General features: G+C 61.6%; 21 protein-coding genes and 1 pseudogene. 11 read left to right on the top strand and 11 right to left on the bottom strand.

What is annotated here, in order from left to right; translation table 11 throughout:
- Positions 1-4: 4 nt before the first annotated feature.
- The 5 genes and pseudogenes from SC318_RS02170 to SC318_RS02150 form a co-directional block, all read right to left on the bottom strand.
- Positions 5-1,258: pseudogene (locus SC318_RS02170) on the bottom strand (type IV pilus secretin PilQ); the annotation flags it as partial.
- Positions 1,259-1,399: 141 nt separating this feature from the next.
- Positions 1,400-2,371, bottom strand: a complete 972-nt coding sequence (locus SC318_RS02165) for a pilus assembly protein PilP (RefSeq protein ID WP_320429457.1) — start codon at positions 2,369-2,371, stop codon at positions 1,400-1,402.
- Complete coding sequence (locus SC318_RS02160) at positions 2,368-2,919, bottom strand: PilN domain-containing protein (RefSeq protein ID WP_306491292.1); 552 nt, start codon at positions 2,917-2,919, stop codon at positions 2,368-2,370. Before SC318_RS02160 ends, SC318_RS02165 begins: the two co-directional genes overlap by 4 nt.
- A complete protein-coding gene (gene pilM / locus SC318_RS02155) occupies positions 2,916-3,572 on the bottom strand; it encodes a type IV pilus assembly protein PilM (protein WP_320429456.1) in 657 nt (218 codons plus the stop codon). The genes SC318_RS02160 and pilM overlap by 4 nt, the downstream gene beginning before the upstream one ends.
- Positions 3,573-3,595: 23 nt before the next feature.
- A complete protein-coding gene (locus tag SC318_RS02150; RefSeq protein WP_306491290.1) occupies positions 3,596-3,742 on the bottom strand; it encodes a hypothetical protein in 147 nt (48 codons plus the stop codon).
- A 51-nt stretch (positions 3,743-3,793) separates the two neighbouring features.
- Between SC318_RS02150 and SC318_RS02145 the strand changes: the two genes are divergently transcribed.
- Positions 3,794-6,256 carry a penicillin-binding protein 1A gene (locus tag SC318_RS02145; protein WP_413817630.1) on the top strand — a complete coding sequence of 821 codons (2,463 nt, stop codon included), beginning with the start codon at positions 3,794-3,796 and terminating at the stop codon, positions 6,254-6,256.
- 201 nt (positions 6,257-6,457) lie between these two features.
- Here the strand turns inward: SC318_RS02145 and SC318_RS02140 are convergent, their stop codons facing one another.
- The 3 genes from SC318_RS02140 to rpmE form a co-directional block, all read right to left on the bottom strand.
- The gene (locus tag SC318_RS02140) at positions 6,458-7,726 is read right to left on the bottom strand and encodes a malic enzyme-like NAD(P)-binding protein (protein WP_320429454.1); all 1,269 of its coding nucleotides are present in this window, start codon (positions 7,724-7,726) and stop codon (positions 6,458-6,460) included.
- 181 nt (positions 7,727-7,907) lie between these two features.
- Positions 7,908-8,714, bottom strand: a complete 807-nt coding sequence (locus SC318_RS02135; protein ID WP_320429453.1) for a thermonuclease family protein — start codon at positions 8,712-8,714, stop codon at positions 7,908-7,910.
- Between the two features lie 14 nt (positions 8,715-8,728).
- The gene (gene rpmE / locus SC318_RS02130) at positions 8,729-8,962 is read right to left on the bottom strand and encodes a 50S ribosomal protein L31 (RefSeq protein ID WP_005784030.1); all 234 of its coding nucleotides are present in this window, start codon (positions 8,960-8,962) and stop codon (positions 8,729-8,731) included.
- A 244-nt stretch (positions 8,963-9,206) separates the two neighbouring features.
- Between rpmE and SC318_RS02125 the strand changes: the two genes are divergently transcribed.
- From SC318_RS02125 to SC318_RS02080, 10 genes are all read left to right on the top strand, one after another.
- Positions 9,207-11,426, top strand: a complete 2,220-nt coding sequence (locus SC318_RS02125; protein ID WP_320429452.1) for a primosomal protein N' — start codon at positions 9,207-9,209, stop codon at positions 11,424-11,426.
- Positions 11,427-11,662: 236 nt separating this feature from the next.
- The gene (gene argS / locus SC318_RS02120; protein WP_320429451.1) at positions 11,663-13,399 is read left to right on the top strand and encodes an arginine--tRNA ligase; all 1,737 of its coding nucleotides are present in this window, start codon (positions 11,663-11,665) and stop codon (positions 13,397-13,399) included.
- 1 nt (position 13,400) lies between these two features.
- Positions 13,401-14,102 carry an SPOR domain-containing protein gene (locus SC318_RS02115; protein ID WP_124384760.1) on the top strand — a complete coding sequence of 234 codons (702 nt, stop codon included), beginning with the start codon at positions 13,401-13,403 and terminating at the stop codon, positions 14,100-14,102.
- A gap of 258 nt (positions 14,103-14,360) precedes the next feature.
- Positions 14,361-14,891: an ATP-dependent protease subunit HslV gene (gene hslV, locus SC318_RS02110; protein ID WP_003171209.1), complete on the top strand. Its 531-nt coding sequence runs from the start codon at positions 14,361-14,363 to the stop codon at positions 14,889-14,891.
- A 37-nt stretch (positions 14,892-14,928) separates the two neighbouring features.
- Positions 14,929-16,266 (top strand): ATP-dependent protease ATPase subunit HslU, encoded by a 1,338-nt coding sequence (hslU, locus tag SC318_RS02105; protein WP_306491285.1) that lies wholly within the window; start codon positions 14,929-14,931, stop codon positions 16,264-16,266.
- Positions 16,267-16,351: 85 nt separating this feature from the next.
- The gene (locus SC318_RS02100; protein WP_320429450.1) at positions 16,352-16,729 is read left to right on the top strand and encodes a gamma-butyrobetaine hydroxylase family protein; all 378 of its coding nucleotides are present in this window, start codon (positions 16,352-16,354) and stop codon (positions 16,727-16,729) included.
- Positions 16,730-16,977: 248 nt separating this feature from the next.
- The gene (phaC, locus tag SC318_RS02095) at positions 16,978-18,657 is read left to right on the top strand and encodes a class II poly(R)-hydroxyalkanoic acid synthase (protein WP_320429449.1); all 1,680 of its coding nucleotides are present in this window, start codon (positions 16,978-16,980) and stop codon (positions 18,655-18,657) included.
- A gap of 153 nt (positions 18,658-18,810) precedes the next feature.
- Positions 18,811-19,656, top strand: a complete 846-nt coding sequence (gene phaZ / locus SC318_RS02090; protein WP_320429448.1) for a poly(3-hydroxyalkanoate) depolymerase — start codon at positions 18,811-18,813, stop codon at positions 19,654-19,656.
- Between the two features lie 89 nt (positions 19,657-19,745).
- Positions 19,746-21,428 (top strand): class II poly(R)-hydroxyalkanoic acid synthase, encoded by a 1,683-nt coding sequence (phaC, locus tag SC318_RS02085; protein ID WP_320429447.1) that lies wholly within the window; start codon positions 19,746-19,748, stop codon positions 21,426-21,428.
- Positions 21,429-21,455: 27 nt separating this feature from the next.
- Positions 21,456-22,076: a TetR/AcrR family transcriptional regulator gene (locus SC318_RS02080; protein ID WP_320429446.1), complete on the top strand. Its 621-nt coding sequence runs from the start codon at positions 21,456-21,458 to the stop codon at positions 22,074-22,076.
- Positions 22,077-22,274: 198 nt separating this feature from the next.
- Here SC318_RS02080 and SC318_RS02075 read toward each other — a convergent pair whose 3' ends face one another.
- From SC318_RS02075 to SC318_RS02065, 3 genes are all read right to left on the bottom strand, one after another.
- The gene (locus tag SC318_RS02075; protein ID WP_320429445.1) at positions 22,275-23,159 is read right to left on the bottom strand and encodes a phasin family protein; all 885 of its coding nucleotides are present in this window, start codon (positions 23,157-23,159) and stop codon (positions 22,275-22,277) included.
- A 12-nt stretch (positions 23,160-23,171) separates the two neighbouring features.
- Positions 23,172-23,594: a phasin family protein gene (locus SC318_RS02070; protein ID WP_320429444.1), complete on the bottom strand. Its 423-nt coding sequence runs from the start codon at positions 23,592-23,594 to the stop codon at positions 23,172-23,174.
- 104 nt (positions 23,595-23,698) lie between these two features.
- On the bottom strand, positions 23,699-23,974 hold the full coding sequence (locus SC318_RS02065; protein WP_320429443.1) for a polyhydroxyalkanoic acid system family protein: 276 nt from the start codon (positions 23,972-23,974) through the stop codon (positions 23,699-23,701).
- Positions 23,975-24,069 lie beyond the last annotated feature (95 nt).

The raw sequence follows: 24,069 nt of genomic DNA, 5'->3' as shown, positions 1-24,069 counted from the left end.
AGAATCAACGACTCACAGCAATCGCCTGGTTATTCATGATACGCGGAGTCAGGAACACCAGCAGCTCGGATTTTTTCTCCGCCCGCACATCGCGCCGGAAAAGGCGGCCAAGATACGGCACATCGCCCAAAAATGGCACTTTATCTAGCACTTTGCTTTGGGTAGTGGAGAAAACCCCGCCGATGACAATGGTCTCGCCGTCCTTGACCAGGACCTTGGCGTTGACCTCGTTTTTCTTGATCGGCGGAACGTCGTTGAGTTTGTTCAGATAGTCGGGCTCGTCCTTGGTGACCCTGACTTCCATGATCACATGGTCATCGGGGGTGATCTGCGGCGTGACTTCCAGTGACAGCGAGGCTTCCTTGAACGACACCGAGGTCGCGCCCTGGGACGTGGATTCCTGGTAGGGAATCTCGGTGCCCTTGAGGATGCGCGCGGTTTCCTTGTCGGAGGTGACCACCTTGGGCTGTGAGACGATTTCCCCGTTGCCGGATTTTTCCATGGCGGTCAGCTCGAGGTCGAGCAGCAGGTTGTTGGTGATAAAGGCCAGCCCCAGGCCAGAGGTGCCGGTCAGCGACCCCAGGTCGACAAAGGGTGAGCCGGGTGGGTTCTCGGGGGGCTGCGCACCGTCCGCCTGAGGCTTGGGGATCCCGCCGGCGCCCCAATTGCCGCGATCAAGCCGCCCGCCCCAGCGCACCCCCAGGCTTTTGTCGTAATCGACATTGGCCTCGACGATGCGCGCCTCGATCATCACTTGGCGCACCGGCACGTCCAACTGCGCCACGATCCGCCGCAGTTCTTCCAGCCGCTCACTGGTCTGATAGGCAATGATGTTGTTGGTGCGATCGTCTACCGCCACCGAGCCGCGCTCGTCGGTCGCGCCTTCAAAGCCGGTCACTGACTGAAACAGCTTGGCGAGGTCGGCTGCCTTGGCGTAATTGACCTGCAGCAACTCCCGGCGTAACGGCGCCAGATCAGCCAATTGCTTGCGCGCCTCCAGCGTCAGCAGCTCGCGAGCGGCCAATTCATCAGCGGGAGCAACCAGCAATACGCCAGCCTTGACCCGTTTGTCCAAACCCTTGGCTTGTAAAATCAGGTCCAGTGCCTGATCCCAGGGCACATCCTTGAGCCGTAGGGTGATCGCGCCTTGCACTTCGTCACCGGCCACCAGGTTGAGGCCTGCGACGTCGGCGATCTGCTGCAATGCCGCGCGCAACGCGATGTTCTGGAAATTAAGGCTCAGCTTGTCGCCCGTGTAACCCACCGCAGGTGGGCTTACGGGCGGCGGCAGGTGGATCAGGTCGACGCGATTGGGTACAGCAGCCGCCATCGGCGCCGTGAACGCTATCCATAGCGCCACACCGAAGGACGAGAAAATCCTTTTCATTGTTTGATTCCGTTATGAGTTGACGTTCAGCACCAGTGTTCTAGGACGCTCCAGCCAGAGGCCCTGTTCATCGGGAAAGCGCTCGACCAGTTCGACATGCCCGTCCTGAATGGACAGGACCTGGCCATGATCCGGCCCGAGGTAATCACCGACCGCCAGCCGATGCACGGTCGATCCGGCCCGCAGCAACGCGAAGGTTTGCCCACCGCCCGACAGCGTGCCGACCATGTTGAACTGGTCGGTGGCAATGCCCTCCAGCGGCCCGCGGGGCCGAGTGAGATCCGGTGCAAGCACTGGTCGCCCAGGTGTGTGATCCGGTTGCAAGGCCAGGAGCTGGAACGGGTCACGCAGGGAAGATGAGTCATAGACAAAGCGCGGAGCCGGGACGACTGCCCGGGACGCTTTGCCTGCCTGGGCCGTGCTTCGATAGGTCTTGGCCAGCAGGTCAAGACGTAACAGCGCACCCTCAGGCCGCAGCGCCAGGTCATGCACCGTGACGATGCGCGGCAAGCCGCCAAGGGCACTGACGAACGCCGCCAAGTCGTGATACGCCCCGGTCGCGCCCATCCTCAAGGGCTGCTCGACATGGAACGGCAGCGACGCCTGCTCCAGCACTTCGACGTTCTCGACCCAAACGCCTTTGGCAACCGCCAGCCGTGCGATGTCTTCAAGCAACGCCGGCACTGCGGATTCGCCGGGCAACTGCCCTTGAAGGTCCGCCACAGCCTCTTCCATCAACCTGACTCGCTCGGTGTGAGCCTCAAGCTCGGCGGCCACGCCAGCTTTTGCGTCAAGCTGCTGCTGCAGCACCTGCTCCCGCGCCTCAAACCCGTGCAATCGCTCCCGCGACGGCCCCAGGTACAACACCTCGCCGACCAGCAGCACCAGGCCGGCGAGCGCGCAGCCAAGCAGAGCCCTTCCAGGCCAGGGCCATGTTGCAGCGTTGTGGGAGAGTGCGGAAAAGTCGAGCCTGGGCAGGCTCATGGGTGCGCCTCGATGGTTTCCCCCTGGCGCACCATCAGTTGAAACTCATGATCGCCGCGCTCGCCCTCGGCCCGCACGCGCTCGAGTCGTGCGGAGTGACCGCCTTGCGATGCCTCCAACCGGCGCATCAACTGGGCGATATCCTGGTTGCTGTCTGCACTGCCGCGAATGCTGAGGGTATCCCCACTCGCGACCACTTCGTGCAGGTGGACCCCGTCGGGCATCGCGCGAGCCAATTGGTCGAACAGCCGGGCGCCGGAAGAGCGGGCGTCGTGCAGGTCCTGCACAACCTTCATACGCTGCGCCAATTGCTGGCTTCGCTCCTGCAGATCGTCGATGGTCTTGATTCGCGCGTCCTGTACGGCGACTTCCCCGCCCAGGCGGACGTTGCGGGTGACCTGCCGGTCTATCGCCTGGTCGATCACCTGATCCGCGAGCCACACCGCCGCGAGCGCCAGGCAGGCAAACGCCAGCAACAGCGCCAGGAAATATTTGCGGCGCCGCTGCGCCAGCATCCGGCGCCAGGGCAAAAGATTGATTCGTGTCATCCAGCGAAACTCCTCAGGGCCAACCCGCAAGCCACTCCCATCCCTTGGGCATCGGCGGCCCATTGTGCGTCATCGACTCGATGACCCGGCGTGAAGCTGGCAAAATCCTGACGGCAAGCGCGCTCTAATGCAAACGCTTCGACATCCACCACCCGTGTCACCAGCCCGGCAAGGGCCAATACCGCCTCGCGGGCCTCCACCTGTTCACGCAAGCACGCCGCCAGCAATACCTCGACCCGCCCGGTTCCTTGAGGCGACGGGCCGCGCACCTGAAAATCCAGCGCCACCTCGTCCAAGGGATAGGGAATGTACTGGTCGGCCTCCATCTGTATCTGCCAGGCCATTTCTTCATCGCTGAGGTTCGCGTCCATGTCGATCACCCTTGTAATCACCGAAGGGCCCGACACCGCCACGGCCGCACTCCGGGCTTCACTGTGCAGCCCGGATAATGCTTGATGCAGCGCGCGCCCCACCCCTTCCAGGTCAAGCAACGTGCCATCGACCATCGCATGCGCCGGCAACGACTGAGCGGCATACCCCTGAATGCTGAACCCGTGTGCCGAACGGCCCAACTCGACCAGCCTGATACCTTGATCGTTGATGTCGACGCCGAGGGCGACGTCGAGTTTTCGCCTGAAAAATCCCTTTCCCATAAAACTCCCTAAAGCTTTGCCTGTCATACCGCCTGATTGCCGCCGGGCAGCGTGCACTCGGTCGACTTGTTTGAGCCGCGCCAATGACGCCCGAAGGCGAAAAATGCTTTAATGCCCAGCGTTTTTTCCCGCTTTTTATCTGCTGCCCGGGTCGATCCATCGTTTGCCATGCATGCCCCGACGCGTAACTCTTTCTTTTCTCTGGAAATCCAAAAGCCTTGATTCGTCTGCTGAAGTTTTTCGGGTACTCCATTGTCGCGATCGTCTGCGGGCTGCTGCTCGTACTCAGCGGGGCCTACCTCTACCTTAGTCCGGGTTTGCCCTCCGTAGAGGCCCTCAGAAGTATCCAGTTGCAGATTCCTTTGCGGGTCTACAGCAGCGATGAAAAACTGATCGCGGAATTCGGCGAAATGCGCCGCACCCCGATCCGTTTCGCCGACATTCCACCCAATTTCATCAGCGCATTGCTGTCGGCCGAAGACGATAACTTCGCCAACCACTACGGCGTCGACCCCAGCAGCCTGGTGCGTGCAGCCACGCAGCTGGTAAAAAGCGGACACATTCAATCCGGCGGCAGCACCATCACCATGCAGGTGGCGAAGAACTTCTTCCTCACCAGCGAGCGCAGTTTTTCACGCAAGGCCACCGAGATCCTGCTGGCGTTGCAGATCGAACGTCAGTTGACCAAGGACGAAATCCTCGAGCTCTACGTCAACAAGATCTACCTGGGCAACCGCGCCTACGGTATCGAGGCGGCTTCCCAGGTGTACTACGGCAAGTCGATTCGAGACGCCAGCCTGGCGCAGATGGCGATGATTGCCGGCCTGCCCAAGGCACCGTCGCGTTTCAACCCCCTGGCCAACCCGGCGCGCAGCAAGGAGCGTCGCGACTGGATCCTGGGGCGCATGTACAAGCTCGGCAAGATCGACCAGGCCGCTTACGAGAGCGCCGTGGCCGAGCCGTTGAACGCCAGCTACCACGTGCCTACGCCGGAAGTGAACGCGCCCTACATCGCCGAAATGGCCCGTGCCGAGATGGTCGGCCGGTATGGCAGCGAGGCCTACACCGAGGGTTTCCGTGTCACTACGACCGTTCCGAGCAACCTGCAGGAAATTGCCAACAATTCGCTGCATTCCGGCCTGATCGCCTATGACCAGCGCCACGGCTACCGCGGCCCTGAATCGCGCCTGCCGGGCAAGACCCTGAGCGCCTGGACCACCGAGCTGGGCAAACAGCGCTCCATCAGTGGCCTGGAGCCGGCCATCGTCACTCAGGTGCAGAAGGATGGCGTGCAAGTGCTGACACGCACCGGCGAAGCGCATGTGGCATGGGACAGCATGAAATGGGCACGTCTGTTCCTGAATACCAACAGCATGGGCCCGATGCCCAAGCAGCCGTCCGACGTGGCGCAGGTAGGTGACTTGATCCGCGTGCAGCGCCAGGCGGATGACAGCCTGAAATTCAGCCAGGTACCGGTCGCTCAGGGCGCCCTGGTGTCCCTCGACCCGCAAAATGGTGCGATCCGTTCGCTGGTCGGCGGCTTCGCCTTTGAGCAGAGCAACTACAACCGCGCCATCCAGGCCAAGCGCCAGCCGGGCTCGAGCTTCAAACCATTTATCTACAGCGCCGCACTGGATAACGGCTACACCGCCGCGAGCCTGGTCAACGATGCACCGATCGTGTTTGTCGACGAATACCTGGACAAGGTCTGGCGCCCGAAGAACGACACCAACACCTTCCTCGGCCCCATCCGCATTCGCGAGGCGCTGTACAAGTCGCGCAACCTGGTGTCGATCCGCCTGCTGCAGGCGATGGGCGTGGGCAAGACCATCGACTACATGACCCGCTTTGGCTTCGCCAAGTCCGACCTGCCGCCGAACCTGTCTCTGGCCCTGGGCACCGCGACCCTCACGCCAATGGAAATCGCCACCGGCTGGAGCACCTTTGCCAACGGCGGTTACAAGATTTCGCCGTACCTGATCGACAAGATCGAAAGCCGCAATGGCGACACGCTGTTCACCGCCAACCCGCCACGGGTACCGGGCGATGTGGTCAATGGCGTGGCGGCAACCGATGGCCTCGCCGCACCGAGCAACGGAGGCATCACCATCGAGCCGACGCCTGGCACGACGCCTGCCGCAAACGCGCCCGCATCGACCGAGCCACGGGCACCGGCGGTGGCTGAGCGCATCGTGGATGGCCGCACCACCTATATTCTCAACAGCATCCTGCAGGACGTGATCAAGAAGGGTACCGGCCGGCGCGCACTGGCTCTGGGCCGCGCGGACATCGCCGGCAAGACCGGTACCACCAACGAATCCAAGGATGCCTGGTTCTCCGGCTACAACGGCGACTACGTGACAACCGTATGGACCGGTTACGACCAGCCCGAAAGCCTGGGCCGTCGCGAGTTCGGCGGCACCGTCGCGCTGCCGATCTGGATGAGCTACATGGGCGCGGCCCTGAAGGACAAGCCGCTGCACACCCAGCCGGAACCGGAAGGCATTCTCAGCCTGCGCATCGACCCGGTCAGTGGCCGCGCCGCCTCGCCAAGCACGCCGAACGCCTACTTCGAGCTGTTCAAGAGCGAAGACACGCCGCCATCGGTCAACGAGCTGGGCAATGGCGTAGTGCCGGGCAGCCCGCTGCCGGCGGATGAAGGTGCGCCGATCGATCTGTTCTAAAGCCAACAGCGAACAAAATGTGGGGGGGGCTTGCCCCCGATAGCGGTGTGTCAGTCACCCAGTTCATTGGCTGACAGTCTGCAATCGGGGGCAAGCCCCCTCCCACATTTGGATCTTCACAGGCTTCATGTAAATCACCAGCCACAAAAAAAGCCCCGACTCGCGAGAGCCGGGGCTTTTTTGTGGGTGCGCTACAACGGCTTAGCCGTTGAACACATCATCCACGCTTTGCAGCGGGTAGTTCTTCGGATACGGCAGGGTTGCCACACCGGTCTCGATTGCGGCCTTGGCCACGGCATCGGAGATCAGGGTGATCAGGCGCTTGTCCATTGGTTTGGGAATGATGTACTCACGACCGAATTCCAGCTTGGCGCCACCGTAGGCGTCGCATACATCCTGCGGCACCGGCAGCTTGGCCAGTTCACGCAGGGCGTTGGCGGCTGCTACTTTCATTTCTTCGTTGATGCGCTTGGCGCGAACGTCCAGGGCACCACGGAAGATGAACGGGAAGCCCAGTACGTTGTTGACCTGGTTCGGGTAGTCCGAACGGCCGGTGGCCATGATCACGTCGCTGCGGGTGGCGTGGGCCAGTTCCGGCGAGATTTCCGGGTCCGGGTTGGAGCAGGCGAACACGATCGGGTTCGGCGCCATCGACTTCAGGCCTTCAGCGCTCAGCAGGTTCGGGCCGGACAGGCCGACGAACACGTCAGCGCCGTCGAGGGCATCAGCCAGGGTGCGCTTGGAGGACGGGTGGGCAAACATCGCCTTGTACTGGTTCAGGTCGGTACGCTCGGACTGGATCACGCCCTTGCTGTCGACCATGTAGATGTTTTCCAGCTTGGCGCCCATGCTGATGATCAGCTTCATGCAGGAAATAGCAGCGGCGCCGGCGCCCAGGCAGACGATTTTCGCCTCGGCCAGGGTTTTGCCGGCGATTTCCAGGGCGTTGATCATGCCGGCCGCGGTAACGATTGCGGTGCCGTGCTGGTCATCGTGGAATACCGGGATGTCGCACTGCTCGATCAGAGCCTTTTCGATCTCGAAGCACTCAGGTGCCTTGATGTCTTCCAGGTTGATGCCACCAAAGGTGATGGAGATGCGCTTGACGGTGTCGATGAAGGCCTGCGGGCTTTCGGAGTCGACTTCGATGTCGAAAACGTCGATGCCGGCAAAACGCTTGAACAGCACGCCCTTGCCTTCCATGACCGGCTTGGAGGCCAATGGGCCGAGGTTACCCAGGCCCAGAATCGCGGTGCCATCAGAAATCACTGCAACCAGGTTGCCTTTGCCGGTGTACTTGTACGCCAGCTCAGGGTCGCGGGCGATTTCACGTACGGGCTCGGCAACGCCAGGGCTGTAGGCCAGCGACAGGTCACGGGCGGTGGCAGTGGCTTTGGTGAGCTCTACACTCAGCTTCCCTGGACGAGGATTGGCATGATATTCGAGAGCGGCAGTTTTCAAATCAGACATATCGGCATTCCGCTTTTACTGTTGGTCGACGGACCGCCGAGGATACGCGTGTCGCAAAGCCCCTACAAGACTGGTCAGTCACAGGTGTCAAGGCCCTGCAGCGGCGTACTTTAGTCTAAAGCCACGGGATACAAGGGCTTGACTGTTCACAATCGAATTAAAAAATGTCTACAATTTTTTATTAAATCGTTATTTTGAGCATGCCGGGGTCGGTGATTGGCAGCAGCCAACGTGCCTGACCACCTTTAAGCGCTCCACGACCAGAGCGGTCCTGCACCCAGCCCCGCGCCTCGATTGTCTTGCCTTTCAGACCACTGAGCAGGCCTGGGTCGAATTGGCGGGCCAGATCGGGTGCAATGCGTAATACCAGTGGGCCTTGTAACTCGATCCAGATTGCGCCGCGATTGCGTTCGATCTTGCTGACCCGGCCGCTGACCAGGGCGAAGCCGGACCGCTTGAGTTGGGCCACTGATTGCACCGGCGATTGCCGCCATAAACCCAACCCGGCCCGCCGTGCGGTGTTTTCAGCGGCCTGCTGGCAGGCAACGAGGTCGACGTTGGGCGCGACGCCCACCTGATAACCGAGGCCCTCTGCCAGTAATTGGGCTTCGAGGTTTGCGCCGTTGGCACCATAGAGGTGTGCCAGCGTTCGCCCATAGCGATCCTTGGCCTCGCGGCCCGGCACCAAGCCGACGCGCCCCTCACTGGCCTCCACCAAAGCCTGCAACCGCTGGCGAGCGGCGATGGCAAACGGTTCGTCAGGGCGCCCCTTCTTTGCGGTCTCCGGGGCGTTGAGACCGATCATGCGCACGCTGCGGCCATCGGTGAGGCGCACGGTGTCGCCATCTACCACGCGCTGCACCTCGACACGCGTCACGGCCGCTGGTGCGGGGCAAAACGCCTGGGCCTGGGCGGCGCAAAGCCAAATCCCAGGCACAAAAAAGGCGCCCACAAGGGACGCCTTTTTCAACAGCGGGTAAAAGCCCATAAGGCTTTTGCGCCTTACTCTGCTGGAGTAGCAGCAGGCTTCTTGCCGAAAGCACCAAAGCGATCTGCGAAGCGCTGTACACGGCCGCCGGTGTCCAGAGTTTTCTGCTTACCGGTGTAGAACGGGTGGCACTCGTTGCATACGTCAGTACCCAGTGGCTTGCACAGGTTCGAACGAGTTTCGAACTTGTTGCCGCAGCTGCAGGTTACTTCGATGGTTTCGTACGCTGGATGGATATCGGCTTTCATGGCACTTCCTCGGGCTAGCGTGCCGCCACTCGACACTATTGTCGAATACCGCACGTAATTAGGCCGCGGATTCTACCAGACCTTTGTATTCGCGCAAGCGGCGCTGACGGCCGAAAACTCCCTTTCATCAGAAATACTGGCGCGCCACTGCTCATGTGCAGTGCCAGAGACGGGACACCCGTGCCGCCGGTCTGCTAGTCTCGCGCCCCTGCACCACCGCCTGTTTTCATATGAGACTCCCCGCGTGCCCGACGCCATTTTGCGCCTAGCCCTGCCCTCGCCCCTGCGCCGCCTGTTCGATTACCGGGCCCCGGCCGGCGTGCCGCGTGCGCAATTGGAGCCCGGCATGCGTGTGCGTGTGCCGTTCGGGCGCCGGGAAATGATCGGCATCCTGGTGGAAGTCACCGACCACAGCGAAGTGCCCGCCGAAAAGCTCAAGCCGGCCATCGCCATCCTCGACGCCACACCGCCGCTGCCGCCCGCGTTGTTCAAACTGTGCCTGTGGACCGCGCAGTATTACCAGCACAGCCTCGGCGATACCCTGAGCTGGGCGTTGCCGGTGCTGCTGCGCCAGGGCGAACTGGCCGAAGCGCGCCAGGAGCGTTTCTGGTCGATGACGCCCGGCGCCCGCCTCGATGACCCACGCATCGCCCGCGCCCCGCGCCAGCGTGAAGCCCTGGCAACCCTGGCCCAGCATCCCCATGGCGTCGCCCATCAGTTGTTGAGCAAGCTGATGCTGAGCAAGGACAGCCTCGACCTGCTGCTCGCCAAAGGCTTGGTGCAGGTGGAAATCCGCAAGCATGCCCCCGACCCGCGTCACGAACACTGGCTGGCGCAACCGGAGCTGCCGCTGAACCCCGAGCAACGGGCCGCGTATGAAGCGATCCGCGCCGGGTTCGACAGCTTCCACGCGTTCCTGCTGGCCGGCGTCACCGGCAGCGGCAAGACCGAAGTCTATTTGCAGTTGATCCGCGAAACCCTGCAAGCCGGCAAACAGGCGCTGGTGCTGATCCCGGAGATCAACCTCGGCCCGCAAACCCTGGCGCGTTTCGAACAGCGCTTCAACGCGCGCATCGCCCTGGTGCACTCGGCGGTCAACGACCGTGAGCGCCTGGAGTCGTGGCTGGCGGCAAGGGACGGCGAAGCCGACATTATTATCGGCACCCGCTCGGCGCTGTTCACGCCGATGAAAAATCCGGGGCTGATCATCATCGACGAAGAGCACGACGGCTCCTATAAACAGCAGGAAGGCCTGCGTTACCACGCCCGCGACCTGGCGCTGGTGCGCGCGCGCCAGGAAGACATCCCGATTGTGCTGGGTTCGGCGACGCCCTCCCTGGAAAGCCTGCACAACGCCTACACCGGTCGTTATGGCCTGCTGCGCCTGAATGAGCGCGCAGGTGGCGCCAAACAACCGCGTTTCCTGCGCCTGGACGTAAAAAGCCGGCCCCTGGACAGCGGCATTTCCGGCCCGATGCAGCAAGCCATCGGCCAGACCCTGGCCGCCGGCCAGCAAGTTTTGGTGTTTCTCAACCGCCGCGGCTTTGCGCCGACGCTGTTGTGCCATGACTGTGGCTGGATGTCCGAATGCGAGCGCTGCGATGCGCGCATGACCGTGCACCAGCGCCACGGCGAATTGCGCTGCCACCACTGCGGCCATGTCGAGCGCGTGCCGCGCCACTGCCCGCAATGCGGCAAGGTCGACTTGCGCCCGGTCGGCGCGGGCACCGAGCGCGCCGAAGAGCGCCTGGGCATCCTGTTCCCGGATTACCCGGTGCTGCGGGTCGACCGCGACAGCACCTCGCGCAAGGACGCGATGAACCAATTGTTCGCCACCATCCAGAAGGGCCAGCCGTGCATTCTGGTCGGCACGCAGATGCTCGCCAAAGGGCATCACTTCCCACGGGTGACCCTGGTGTCGATCCTGGATGCCGACGGTGGCTTGTTCTCCGGTGACTTCCGCGCCAGCGAGCGCATGGCGCAACTGATCGTGCAGGTCGCCGGCCGTGCCGGGCGTGCCGAAGAGCCGGGCCGGGTGATTATCCAGACGCACCTGGCCGACCACCCACTGCTGATTCAACTGACCGAACAAGGTTACTTTGCCTTCGCCGAGCAGGCGCTGAGCGAACGCCGCGCCGCCGGGCTGCCGCCGTTTGCGCACCTGGCATTGCTGCGCGCCGAGGCGCACAAGCCGGGCCAGGCCGAAGGTTTTCTCGACGAGGCCTGCAGCGCTGCCGAACGTTTGCTTGCCGAACTGAGTCTGAGCGGCATCGAACTGCTCGGCCCGGTGCCCGCCCCCATGGAACGCCGTGCCGGGCGCTATCGGGCTCAGCTACTCTTGCAGGCAACGTCCCGCGCACCGCTGCATCGGCTACTAAGTAGCTGGTTGCTTGCTCTGGAGCAAATGCCCAGCGGGCGACAGGTGCGATGGTCGCTGGATGTAGACCCGGTCGATTTGTATTAAGCCGTCCACTGTAGGAGCGAGCTTGCTCGCGAAGAACTCAAGGACACTGCGTTTATCCTGGATAAACGCGGCGCCCTCAGGTTTTTCGCGAGCAAGCTCGCTCCTACAGGGGGCACAACTGCCTTAAACAGCTCCACAGGTCCGGAACGGTTGGCAAGCCCGCCCTCGCCACGGATAATGCCCAGTTTTTCCACCTGCGCATCGCGCGCCGCCGCTTGCGGTCGAAAGAGAACACCATGAAAGACACCATTCGCCAGCTGATCCAACAAGCCCTCACCCAACTCGTCAACGAAGGTGTGTTGCCTGAAGGCCTGTCGCCGGCGATCCAGGTGGAGAACACCCGCGACAAGACCCACGGCGACTTCGCCAGCAACATCGCGATGATGCTGTCCAAGCCGGCCGGCATGAAGCCGCGCGACCTGGCGGAAAAAATCATCGCCGCGCTACCGACTGACGCCAGTGTCACCAAGGCCGAAATCGCCGGCCCAGGCTTTATCAACTTCTTCCAGAACACCCAGGCCCTGGCCGCGCGCCTGGATGCTGCCCTGGCCGACGCCAACATCGGCGCACACAAGGCCGGCGACAGCCAGCGCGTGGTCATCGACCTGTCGGCACCGAACCTGGCCAAGGAGATGCACGTTGGTCACCTGCGCTCGACCATCATTGGCGACGGCGTGGCGCGGGTGCTGGAGTTTCTCGGCGACACCGTCATCCGTCAGAACCACGTGGGCGACTGGGGTACCCAGTTCGGCATGCTGATGGCGTACCTGCAGGAAAACCCGATCACCAGCAACGAACTGGCCGACCTGGAAAACTTCTACCGCGCCGCCAAGAAGCGCTTCGACGAATCCGAAGAATTTGCCGACCGTGCGCGCAGCCTGGTGGTCAAGCTGCAGGCGGGCGACAAGGAATGCCTGGAACTGTGGGGGCGCTTTCGCGACATCTCGCTGTCCCACTGCCAGGAAATCTACGAGCTGCTCAACGTCAAGTTGACCATGGCCGATGTGATGGGCGAAAGCGCCTACAACGACGACCTGATCAACGTGGTCAACGACCTCAAGGCCGCGGGGCTGCTGGTCGAGAGCAACGGCGCGCAGTGCGTGTTCCTGGAAGAATTCAAGACCGCCGATGGCGAGCCGCTGCCGGTGATCATCGTCAAGGCCGATGGCGGTTATCTCTACGCCACCACCGACCTGGCCGCCGTGCGCTACCGCAGCGGCGTGCTCAAGGCCGACCGTGCGCTGTATTTCGTTGACCAGCGCCAGGCCCTGCACTTCCAGCAAGTGTTCGAAGTGGCGCGCCGCGCCGGCTTCGTCACCCACCCGATGCACATGGAACACATGGGTTTTGGCACCATGAACGGCGCCGATGGTCGCCCGTTCAAGACCCGCGACGGCGGCACCGTGAAGCTGATCGACCTGCTGACCGAAGCCCAGGAACGCGCCTACAACCTGGTCAAGGAAAAGAACCCCGAGCTGGCCGAGGCCGACCTGCGCAACATCGCCCGCGTGGTGGGGATTGGCGCGGTGAAATACGCCGACCTGTCCAAGCACCGCACCAGCGACTACAGCTTCAACTTCGACCTGATGCTCAACTTCGAAGGCAACACCGCGCCGTACCTGCTCTACGCCTACACCCGCGTGGCCGGTGTGTTCCGTAAACTGGGCAAGGACTTCAGCGAAGTCGAAGGCCAGATCGTGCTGGACGCGCCCCATGAGCAGGAACTGGCCGCCAAGCTTGCGCAGTTCGGCGAAGTGCTGAACAGCGTCGGCGAGAAAGGCACGCCGCATATCCTCTGCACCTACCTGTACGAAGTGGCCGGCCTGTTCTCCAGCTTCTACGAGAACTGCCCGATCCTCAGCGCAGACGACGAAGCCCAGAAGCAAAGTCGCCTGCGCCTCGCCGCACTGGCGGGACGGACCCTCAAGCAAGGCCTGGAGCTGTTGGGCCTGGAAACACTGGAGCGCATGTAAGTTGGCCGCCAAGAAAAAACCTGCACCCAAGCGCGGCGCCAGCCGCTACCAGGCCCCGGCCAAGCAGCCGATCCCGGGTTGGCTGTGGATGGCCATCGGCCTCACGGTCGGCGCATTCGTGGTCTTCCTGATGAAGCTGGAGCCCGGCCAGGGCGATGACGTCAAGCGCGTCAAACAGGAGCAGCAGAAGGCCACGAAAATCGCCGAGGCCAACAAGACGGCGCCGAGCCCGACCGCACCGGTGAAGCCCAAGTACGACTTCTACACGCTGCTGCCGGAATCGGAAGTCATCGTGCCGCCCGACGCCGTGCCGGAGAAAACCCTGCCGACGCCGCAAGTGCCGACCACACCGGTAACGCCTGCGGAAGCGGCGAAAATCGACACCGCGCGCGCCCAGGCCGCGCTGGCTGGAATCACCCCGCCGCCCGCGCCGCCGGTGGCCGCGACCAAGGCCGCCCCGGTGACCAAGTTCTTCCTGCAGGCGGGCTCGTTCCCGAAACAGGCGGATGCCGATCGCGTGCGGGCACAGATCATTCTGCTGGGCCAAGCGGTGACGGTGGAGTCTGGCACCGTGAAGGACGCGACCTGGTATCGCGTGCTGGTGGGCCCGTTCAGCAACCGCGAACAGTTGACCGTGGCGCAGAAACAATTGGCTGGGGCCGGCTTTAGCAACCTGCTGTTACAACAGCGCCAGAGCCGCTGATCCAAGTTTAACAACCATCAAAATGTGGGAGGGGGCTTGCCCCCGATAGCGGTCTATCAGTCAACGTATTCGTTGGCAGGCAGCCCGTCATCGGGGGCAAGCCCCCTCCCACAATGGGTTCTGTGGTGTTCTGGAATGAGTGGCAGACCAATAAACACCACTCGTCCGCCGTACTGTCCTACGGTTGAAATCCTTCTCGCCACCCCCATATGAGTTTCCATCAGGGCATTTTCGCCCCGCTGCGTGGAGACTCTCCCCTTGACCACCATCGTTTCAGTACGTCGCCACGGCAAAGTCGTCATGGGCGGCGACGGCCAGGTTTCCCTGGGTAATACCGTGATGAAAGGCAACGCCAAGAAAGTGCGTCGCCTGTACCACGGCCAGGTGCTCGCCGGCTTCGCAGGCGCTACCGCCGACGCCTTCACCCTGTTCGAGCGTTTCGAAGGCCAGCTCGAAAAACACCAGGGCCACCTGGTGCGCGCCGCCGTCGAACTCGCCAAAGAATGGCGCACCGACCGCTCCCTCAGCCGCCTCGAAGCCATGCTGGCGGTCGCCAACAAAGACGCGTCCTTGATCATCACCGGCAACGGCGATGTGGTTGAACCCGAGCATGGCCTGATCGCCATGGGTTCCGGTGGCGGCTATGCACAAGCTGCGGCCAGCGCGCTGTTGAAGAAAACCGACCTGTCGGCCCGTGAAATCGTCGAGACCGCCCTGGGTATCGCCGGCGATATCTGCGTGTTCACCAACCACAACCAGACCATTGAGGAGCAGGACCTCGCCGAGTAAGCCCTAGGCTTATTCCCGCTTGAGGCCGCCAAACATTATGTCCATGACTCCCCGCGAAATCGTCCACGAACTCAATCGCCATATCATCGGCCAGGACGATGCCAAGCGCGCCGTCGCCATTGCGCTGCGCAACCGCTGGCGCCGGATGCAACTGCCCGAAGAACTGCGCGTTGAAGTAACGCCGAAGAACATCCTGATGATCGGTCCGACCGGCGTCGGTAAAACCGAAATCGCCCGGCGTCTGGCCAAGTTGGCCAATGCCCCGTTCATCAAGGTCGAAGCCACCAAGTTCACCGAAGTGGGCTACGTGGGCCGCGACGTCGAATCGATCATTCGCGACTTGGCCGATGCCGCCCTGAAGATGCTGCGCGAACAGGAAGTGACCAAGGTCAGCCACCGCGCCGAAGACGCCGCCGAAGAACGCATCCTCGACGCCCTGCTGCCACCGGCACGCATGGGTTTCAATGAAGATGCCGCGCCGTCGTCCGACTCCAACACCCGTCAGCTGTTTCGCAAGCGACTGCGTGAAGGCCAGCTGGACGACAAGGAAATCGAGATCGAAGTCGCCGAAGTGTCCGGCGTCGATATTTCCGCGCCACCGGGCATGGAAGAAATGACCAGCCAGTTGCAGAACCTGTTCGCCAACATGGGCAAGGGCAAGAAGAAAAGCCGCAAGCTCAAGGTGAAGGAAGCGCTGAAACTGGTGCGCGACGAAGAAGCCGGGCGCCTGGTGAACGAGGAAGAACTCAAGGCCAAGGCCCTGGAAGCGGTCGAGCAACATGGCATCGTGTTTATCGATGAGATCGACAAGGTGGCCAAGCGCGGCAATTCCGGCGGTGTCGATGTGTCTCGCGAGGGTGTACAGCGCGACCTGCTGCCGCTGATCGAGGGCTGCACGGTCAACACCAAGCTGGGCATGGTCAAGACCGACCACATCCTGTTTATCGCCTCCGGTGCTTTCCACCTGAGCAAGCCAAGCGACTTGGTGCCGGAGCTGCAAGGCCGTCTGCCGATCCGCGTGGAACTAAAGGCGCTGACCCCGGGCGACTTCGAGCGCATCCTCAGCGAGCCGCATGCCTCGCTGACCGAGCAATACCGTGAGTTGTTGAAAACCGAGGGCCTGGGCATCGAATTCCAGGCCGACGGTATCAAGCGCCTGGCGGAGATTGCCTGGCAGGTCAACGAGAAGACCGAGAACATCGGTGCCCGTCGCCTGCACACCCTGCTGGAACGCTTGCTCGAAGAAGTGTCGTTCAGCGCCGGCGACATGGCAGGTTTGCAGAATGGCGAAGCGATCAAGATCGACGCGGATTACGTCAACAGCCATTTGGGCGAATTGGCGCAGAACGAAGACCTGTCGCGCTACATTCTGTAAAGCGCAAGCTGTAAGCTACAAGCGGCAAGTTGATCTGCTCAACTTGAAGCTTGTAGCTTACAGCTTGTAACCAAGGTCTCCTCCAATGTCGAAATTTCCTACCGCTGTAAACCTGCACAAAACCTCCAACACCCTTGGCCTGACTTACGGCCCGGACGAAACTTACCAACTGCCCGCCGAATTCCTACGCGTACATTCGCCTTCCGCCGAGGTCCAGGGCCACGGCAAACCCATCCTGCAATTCGGCAAGCTCAACGTTAAGTTGATCAAGCTGGAACCGGCCGGCCAGTACGCACTGAAATTAACCTTCGACGACGGCCATGACAGCGGACTGTTCACCTGGGATTACCTTTATCAGCTGGCCGTGCGTCAGGACGCGCTGTGGGCTGATTACCTGGACGAACTCAAAGCGGCCGGAAAAACCCGCGACCCGAACCAGTCGGTCGTGCGGCTGATGCTCTAGCGCAGGCGTCTTGCGCTTTAGAGGGCATTTTCTAATTTCATCTGCTTGAATGCCCTGTCTGGTGGCCAATGATTGGCCCGCTTGCGAAAAAAATTAAACTCGGGTAACCAATGGAACTGGCAAGTTCCCTGCATTTGACGATGCGGTATCAACGGTCACCCGAGTCGCAGTACCAGGCTGGTGTCGTGTATCGAAATGGGTGCGCAGCAATCGCCGGTACTCGTCTTTCGGACAATGGAGCGTCGTAGATGAGTAACAAGAACAACGATGACTTGAAACGCCAGGCCTCGGAAAACACCCTGGGGCTGAACCCGATCATCGCGTTACGCAAAAAGGATTTACTGGCCTCGGCGAAGATGGTGCTGACCCAAGCCATCAAGCAACCGTTACACAGCGTCAAACACGTCGCCCATTTCGGGGTGGAACTCAAGAACGTGATGTTCGGCAAATCGGCGCTGGTGCCGGAGAGTGACGACCGTCGCTTCCAAGACCCGGCCTGGAGCCAGAACCCGCTCTACAAGCGCTACCTGCAGACTTACCTGGCGTGGCGCAAGGAACTGCACGACTGGATCGGCGACAGCAATCTGTCGGAACAGGACATCAGCCGTGGCCACTTCGTGATCAACCTGATGACCGAAGCCATGGCGCCCACCAACAGCGCGGCCAACCCGGCGGCGGTCAAACGCTTCTTTGAAACCGGCGGCAAGAGCCTGCTCGATGGCCTGTCCCACCTGGCCAAGGACATGGTGCACAACGGCGGCATGCCGAGCCAGGTCAACATGGGCGCCTTCGAAGTGGGCAAAACCCTGGGCACCACCGACGGCGCCGTGGTGTTTCGCAATGACGTGCTGGAGCTGATCCAGTACAGGCCGATCACCGAACAGGTGCACGAACGCCCGCTGCTGGTGGTACCGCCGCAGATCAACAAATTCTATGTGTTCGACTTATGCCCGGATAAGAGCCTGGCGCGTTTCTGCCTGCGCAACGGGCAGCAGACCTTTATTGTCAGTTGGCGCAACCCGACCAAGGCCCAGCGCGAGTGGGGCCTGTCGACCTATATCGAGGCGCTCAAGGAAGCGGTCGATGTGATCACGGCAATTACCGGCAGCAAGGACGTGAACATGCTCGGCGCTTGCTCCGGCGGCATCACCTGCACCGCGCTGCTGGGCCACTACGCCGCGCTGGGCGAAAAAAAGGTCAATGCCCTGACGTTGCTGGTAAGCGTGCTGGATACCACGCTGGACACCCAGGTGGCGCTGTTCGTCGATGAACAGACCCTGGAAGCGGCGAAGCGCCATTCCTATCAGGCCGGCGTGCTGGAAGGCCGCGACATGGCCAAGGTGTTTGCCTGGATGCGACCCAACGACTTGATCTGGAATTACTGGGTCAACAACTACCTGCTGGGCAACGAGCCGCCGGTGTTCGACATTCTGTTCTGGAACAACGACACCACGCGCCTGCCGGCCGCCTTCCATGGCGACCTGATCGAGCTGTTCAAGAACAATCCACTGGTGCGCGCCAACGCCCTGGAAGTGTGCGGCACGCCCATCGACCTCAAGCAAGTCACGGCCGATATCTATTCCCTGGCCGGCACCAACGACCACATCACGCCCTGGCAGTCCTGCTACAAGTCGGCGCAATTGTTTGGCGGCAAGGTGGAGTTCGTGCTGTCCAGCAGCGGGCATATCCAGAGCATCCTCAACCCGCCGGGCAACCCCAAGTCGCGTTACCAGACCAGCGACGGTTTGGCGGGCAATGCGCTGGAGTGGCAGGAAAATGCGACCAAGCACACGGATTCGTGGTGGCTGCACTGGCAGGCCTGGCAGGCGGAACGGGCGGGCAAGTTGAAGAAGGCGCCGACTGCTCTGGGAAACAAAACCTACACCGCAGCCGAAGCAGCGCCGGGCACTTATGTGCATGAGCGCTGAGAACACAGACTTATTGATTGAAATGGGGATCAAATGTGGGAGGGGGCTTGCCCCCGATAGCGGTGTAACAGATACACCGCGCCGCCTGCATCGAGGGCAAGCCCCCTCCCACACTGACTGCATTCCGGCTGTCGTACTTCACAGGGCTTGAACATGCCGCAACCGTTCATCTTCCGCACCATCGACCTGGACGGCCAAGCCATCCGCACGGCGGTGCGACCGGGCAAGCCGCACCTGACGCCGCTGCTGATCTTCAACGGCATCGGCGCCAACCTGGAGCTGGTGTTCCCGTTCGTCCAGGCCCTGGACCCGGACCTGGAGGTCATCGCCTTCGACGTGCCGGGCGTGGGCGGTTCTTCCACGCCCAACCGGCCCTATCGCTTCCCCGGCCTGGCCAAGCTCACGGCGCGCATGCTCGATTACCTCGATTATGGCCAAGTGAGCGTGGTGGGCGTGTCCTGGGGCGGAGCACTGGCGCAGCAGTTCGCCTATGACTACCCGGAGCGTTGCAAGAAACTGATCCTGGCCGCCACGGCGGCGGGTGCAGTGATGGTGCCGGGCAAACCGAAAGTGCTGTGGCTGATGGCCAGCCCGCGCCGTTACATCCAGCCGTCCCATGTGGTGCGCATAGCACCGATGATCTACGGCGGATCGTTCCGCCGCGACGCCAAGCTGGCCGCCGAACATGCCAGCAAAGTGCGCTCGGCCGGCAAGCTCGGTTATTACTGGCAACTGTTCGCGGGGTTGGGCTGGACCAGCATCCATTGGCTGCACAAGATCCGTCAGCCCACCTTGGTGCTGGCCGGGGACGACGACCCGCTGATCCCGCTGGTCAACATGCGCATGCTCGCCTGGCGCATCCCCAATGCGCAGTTGCACATCATCGACGATGGCCATTTGTTCCTGATCACCCGGGCTGAAGCCGTAGCGCCGATCATCATGAAGTTTCTCGAAGAAGAGCGCCTGCGCGCCGTGATACATCCGCGACCGGCGGTGTGAAGGATCGCACCGCCGCGCAACTTGCCAGGAACCGACTATGGTTCTGAATTGGCGTGCCTCTTGATGGCTTGACGAAGGAGTGTTGGCTCATGCGAGAAAGACCCGTGACGAACCCGGCGCCCACCCCTGCTGCGTTCATCAATGCGCAAAATGCGATCACCGGCCTGCGCGGCCGGGACCTGCTGTCAACCCTGCGCACCGTCGCGGCCCATGGCCTGCGCAACCCGGTGCACAGCGCACGCCACGCCCTGGCCCTGGGCGGCCAACTGGGCCGCGTGTTGCTGGGTGAAACGGTGCATGAGCCCAACCCTCACGACAAGCGCTTCGCCGACCCCACCTGGAAGCTCAATCCGCTGTATCGGCGCAGCCTGCAGGCCTACTTGAGCTGGCAAAAGCAGACGCGCAACTGGATCGACGACAGCGCCCTCAGCGCGGATGACCGTGCCCGCGCGCAGTTCGCGTTCGCCCTGCTCAACGATGCCGTCTCGCCGTCCAACACCCTGCTCAACCCGCTGGCAATCAAGGAGCTGCTCAATTCCGGCGGCAACAGTGTGGTGCGCGGCGTGAGCCACTTGTTCGAAGACCTGCTGCACAACAATGGCCTGCCGCGCCAGGTCAACAAGCATGCCTTCGAAGTCGGCAAGACTGTCGCCACTACCCCCGGCGCCGTGGTGTTTCGCAATGAACTGCTGGAGTTGATCCAGTACAAGCCCATGAGCGAGAAACAATACGCCAAGCCCTTGCTGGTGGTACCGCCGCAAATCAACAAGTACTACATCTTCGACCTCAGCCCGGCCAACAGCTTTGTGCAATACGCCCTGAAAAACGGCCTGCAGACCTTCATGATCAGCTGGCGCAACCCGGATGTGCGCCATCGGGAATGGGGCCTGTCCACCTACGTTGCCGCACTGGAGGAAGCGCTCAACGTCTGCCGGTCGATCACCGGCGCGCGGGAGGTCAACCTGATGGGCGCCTGCGCGGGTGGCCTGACCATTGCTGCCCTGCAAGGCCATCTGCAAGCCAAGCGCCAGTTACGGCGCATCGCCAGCGCCAGTTACCTGGTGAGCTTGCTCGACAGCCAGATCGACAGTCCGGCCCTACTGTTCGCCGATGAACAAACCCTTGAAGCCGCCAAACGCCGCTCGTACCAGCAAGGTGTGCTGGACGGTCGCGACATGGCCAAGGTGTTCGCCTGGATGCGCCCCAATGACCTGATCTGGAATTACTGGGTCAACAACTACCTGCTGGGCAAGGAACCACCGGCCTTCGACATCCTGTACTGGAACAACGACAACACGCGCCTGCCCGCCGCATTGCATGGCGACCTGCTGGATTTTTTCAAGCACAACCCGCTCAGTCACCCCGGCGGCCTTGAGGTGTGCGGCACCCCCATCGACCTGCAGAAGGTCACGGTCGACAGCTTCAGCGTGGCCGGCATCAATGATCACATCACGCCATGGGACGCCGTGTATCGCTCCACCCAACTGCTGGGCGGTGAGCGGCGTTTCGTGCTGTCCAACAGCGGGCACATCCAGAGCATCCTCAACCCGCCCGGCAACCCCAAGGCCAATTACGTCGAGAACCCCAAGCTGAGCAGCGACCCGCGCGCCTGGTACTACGACGCCAGCCACGTCGAGGGCAGCTGGTGGCCCCAGTGGCTGACGTGGGTCCAGCAGCGTTCGGGCGTACAGCGCGAAACCCTCACCGCCCTGGGCAACCAGAACTACCCACCGATGGAAGCGGCGCCAGGCACCTACGTGCGCGTGCGCTGAGCTCAACGATCACACTAAGAAGGCTGGATGAAGACCCGCGAGCGTATCCTTGAATGTGCCCTGCAGTTGTTCAATCACAAGGGCGAACCGAATGTATCGACCATGGAAGTGGCCAATGAAATGGGGATCAGCCCCGGCAATCTCTATTACCATTTCCACGGCAAGGAGCCTCTGGTGCTCGGGTTGTTCGAGCGTTTTCAGGCTGAGCTGGCGCCATTGCTCGATCCGCCCCCCGACGCACAACTGGAGGCCGAGGACTACTGGCTGTTCCTGCACCTGATCGTGGAGCGCATGGCTCATTACCGGTTTCTGTTCCAGGACCTGTCGAACCTGGCCGGGCGTTTGCCGAAGCTGGCCAAGGGCATTCGCAACCTGCTCACCGCGCTCAAACGCACACTGGCCTCGTTGCTGGCGCGGTTGAAGGCGGCGGGGCAATTGGTCAGCGATACGCAGGCGCTTGGCCAACTGGTGGAGCAGATCACCATGACCCTGCTGTTCTCTCTGGACTACCAACGGATTCTCGACCGCAAGGGTGAAGTGCAGGTAGTGATTTACCAGGTGATGATGCTGGTGGCGCCGCACTTGCTCGCGCCGGCACGCCAGGCGGCCGAGCGATTTGCGCTGAAATACCTGGATGATGCCGATTGAACCTGTGAGCAGGGCTGATCGTTCCCCGCTCTGGGTGGGAATGCCCTTTGGGACGCTCCGCGTCCCGCCAACCGCGCAAGTGACGCAGAGCGTCACGGGCTGCGCTCCCACGCGGGAGCGTGGGAACGATCTATGAATGCGCTGCCATAAAAAATGCCCGACCTTTGCAGGCCGGGCATTTTTGTGTCCTGGAAAAACTCAGGACTGACTGGATGGCGTCGGCGGCGTCGACGTGGCAGTCGGGGTCACAGCGGCAGGGGTCGGTGCGGACACTGAGTTGGCTGTGGAAGCGGTGGTCGCCGCAGCAGCAGGTTTGGCTGCCGCTGGTTTCTTCGCAACTGCTGGCTTCTTCGCAGCGGGTTTTGCCGCTGGTTTGGCGGCGGCAGGTTTGGCTGCGGGTTTTGCAGCGGCAGGCTTAGCGGCAGGTTTAGCGACCGCCTTGGCTGCGGGTTTAGCGGCAGCTTTGGCGGCTACGGGTTTGGCGGCTGGCTTGGCAGCTGCAGTTTTCGCCGCAGGCTTGGCGGCAGGCTTGGCGGCAGGTTTTGCAGCCGCTTTGGCCGGCGCCTTGGCCGCAGGTTTAGCCACAGGTTTGGCCGCCGCTTTGACCAAGGGCTTGGCCGCCGCTTTAGCAGCGGGTTTGGCCGCAGGCTTTGCAGCGGGCTTGGCCGCCGCAACCTTCGCGGGAGCCACTTTGGCGCCGGTCAGTTTTTCGATTTGCTTGGTCAGGGTGTCGACCTTGCTGTGCAGGGTTTTCAGTTCAGCCTTGCTCGGTACGCCCAGTCGCGAAATAGCGCTGTTAAGGCGCTTGTCGAATGTTTCTTCCAACTTGCTCCACGTGTCGGAAATGCTCGACTTGGCCGAACCTGCACTCGCCTTGGCGGCATCAACTTTTTTACCAACGGTGCTCTTGGTCAGCTTCTCGGCTTTCTCGCCGTCCTTGACCAGAGTCTCGAAGTATTTGCCGCCGTCACTGCTCACCTTCGAGTACACGCCTAAACCAGCAAGCCAGATCTTTCGGGAGTATTTTTCAACTTCCCCGACCCACGAGCTGCCTTCTTTCTGAGTAGTTTTTTTAACAGCCATCCCGATGTCTCCTTAGGGTTTGCGTGCGACACGTTCGAGCAATGCCGTCAGCTCTTCGAGCTTAGCAGAGAGTGTCTCCACGTCATGTTTAGACGCAATGCCGATTCGATTCAAGGCACTTGCAACACGCGTGTCAAAAGCTTTTTCAACTTTATCCAGTTGAACTTCAACCACGCGACTGACGCCGGAGACGCTACGCCTTACTTGGTCAATCTGACTGTTGGCGGCATCAAGTTGTTCAACCACAACTTTTTTGCTTTTACTTTCAATATCTTGTCCGCTCTTAACCAGCTCTTTGAAGTATTCGCCACCCTCGTTGCCGACCTTGGCGTAGGCACCTAGACCTGCCAGCCAGATCTTGCGGGCATAGCTTTTAACCTCACTCAGCGCGGTGGTCTGAGTGTCGATTTTTTTCTTCAAAACAACTTTGGCCATGGTGCACCTCACGCAAAAAGGGTGGAGGAACCGCCCACCGGAGTTGGAGGCTTGGGCACAAAGTAGGGAGAAAAATTAGAATCGGCACCCTAAGTGCCGTCGAATCAGGCCAGCGCCTTGTCCAGGGCCTTTTCGATTTCGGATTTAAGGGTACCGCTCATGGCGGACATCAACAGGCCCAGTTCCACGTCGATACGCAATAAGTCATCGTCGACCAGGACAGTGCCTTTGACGCCCGATCGCTTGAGCTTCAAGGTATCGCCGGACCATGACGACTCCACGCCATATTTGTCCTTGAGTTTCTGCGCCAGCGTCTCGGCCTTCGCCCGTGCGCCTTGTTTACCCAGGGAATGCTCGCGCTCAACGGTAATACGGGCCATTGCAATGACTCCTCTCTATAAAGGCCTGGAAACCTTCCATGCGGCAAAAGGTCTCGATAAGCACCTATCTTACCTTCAGCCTTGCCAAGACAAAG

The sequence above is a fragment of the Pseudomonas sp. MUP55 genome (genome assembly GCF_034043515.1).
Classification (GTDB): domain Bacteria; phylum Pseudomonadota; class Gammaproteobacteria; order Pseudomonadales; family Pseudomonadaceae; genus Aquipseudomonas.
The sequence above is the reverse complement of the archived record's forward strand: the minus strand, read 5'-3'. Positions and strand labels throughout refer to the sequence as shown.

Bases quoted from the DNA above. Each gene is read 5' to 3' on its own strand.
- phaC (WP_320429449.1), top strand. From the start codon at position 16,978: ATGAGTAACAAGAACAACGATGACTTGAAACGCCAGGCCTCGGAAAAC.
- hslU (WP_306491285.1), top strand. From the start codon at position 14,929: ATGTCCATGACTCCCCGCGAAATCGTCCACGAACTCAATCGCCATATC.
- SC318_RS02070 (WP_320429444.1), bottom strand. From the start codon at position 23,594: ATGGCCAAAGTTGTTTTGAAGAAAAAAATCGACACTCAGACCACCGCG.
- SC318_RS02135 (WP_320429453.1), bottom strand. From the start codon at position 8,714: ATGGGCTTTTACCCGCTGTTGAAAAAGGCGTCCCTTGTGGGCGCCTTT.
- SC318_RS02065 (WP_320429443.1), bottom strand. From the start codon at position 23,974: ATGGCCCGTATTACCGTTGAGCGCGAGCATTCCCTGGGTAAACAAGGC.
- phaZ (WP_320429448.1), top strand. From the start codon at position 18,811: ATGCCGCAACCGTTCATCTTCCGCACCATCGACCTGGACGGCCAAGCC.
- SC318_RS02160 (WP_306491292.1), bottom strand. From the start codon at position 2,919: ATGACACGAATCAATCTTTTGCCCTGGCGCCGGATGCTGGCGCAGCGG.
- SC318_RS02075 (WP_320429445.1), bottom strand. From the start codon at position 23,159: ATGGCTGTTAAAAAAACTACTCAGAAAGAAGGCAGCTCGTGGGTCGGG.
- rpmE (WP_005784030.1), bottom strand. From the start codon at position 8,962: ATGAAAGCCGATATCCATCCAGCGTACGAAACCATCGAAGTAACCTGC.
- SC318_RS02080 (WP_320429446.1), top strand. From the start codon at position 21,456: ATGAAGACCCGCGAGCGTATCCTTGAATGTGCCCTGCAGTTGTTCAAT.
- argS (WP_320429451.1), top strand. From the start codon at position 11,663: ATGAAAGACACCATTCGCCAGCTGATCCAACAAGCCCTCACCCAACTC.
- SC318_RS02165 (WP_320429457.1), bottom strand. From the start codon at position 2,371: ATGAGCCTGCCCAGGCTCGACTTTTCCGCACTCTCCCACAACGCTGCA.
- SC318_RS02150 (WP_306491290.1), bottom strand. From the start codon at position 3,742: ATGGCAAACGATGGATCGACCCGGGCAGCAGATAAAAAGCGGGAAAAA.
- SC318_RS02140 (WP_320429454.1), bottom strand. From the start codon at position 7,726: ATGTCTGATTTGAAAACTGCCGCTCTCGAATATCATGCCAATCCTCGT.
- SC318_RS02100 (WP_320429450.1), top strand. From the start codon at position 16,352: ATGTCGAAATTTCCTACCGCTGTAAACCTGCACAAAACCTCCAACACC.
- pilM (WP_320429456.1), bottom strand. From the start codon at position 3,572: ATGGGAAAGGGATTTTTCAGGCGAAAACTCGACGTCGCCCTCGGCGTC.
- phaC (WP_320429447.1), top strand. From the start codon at position 19,746: ATGCGAGAAAGACCCGTGACGAACCCGGCGCCCACCCCTGCTGCGTTC.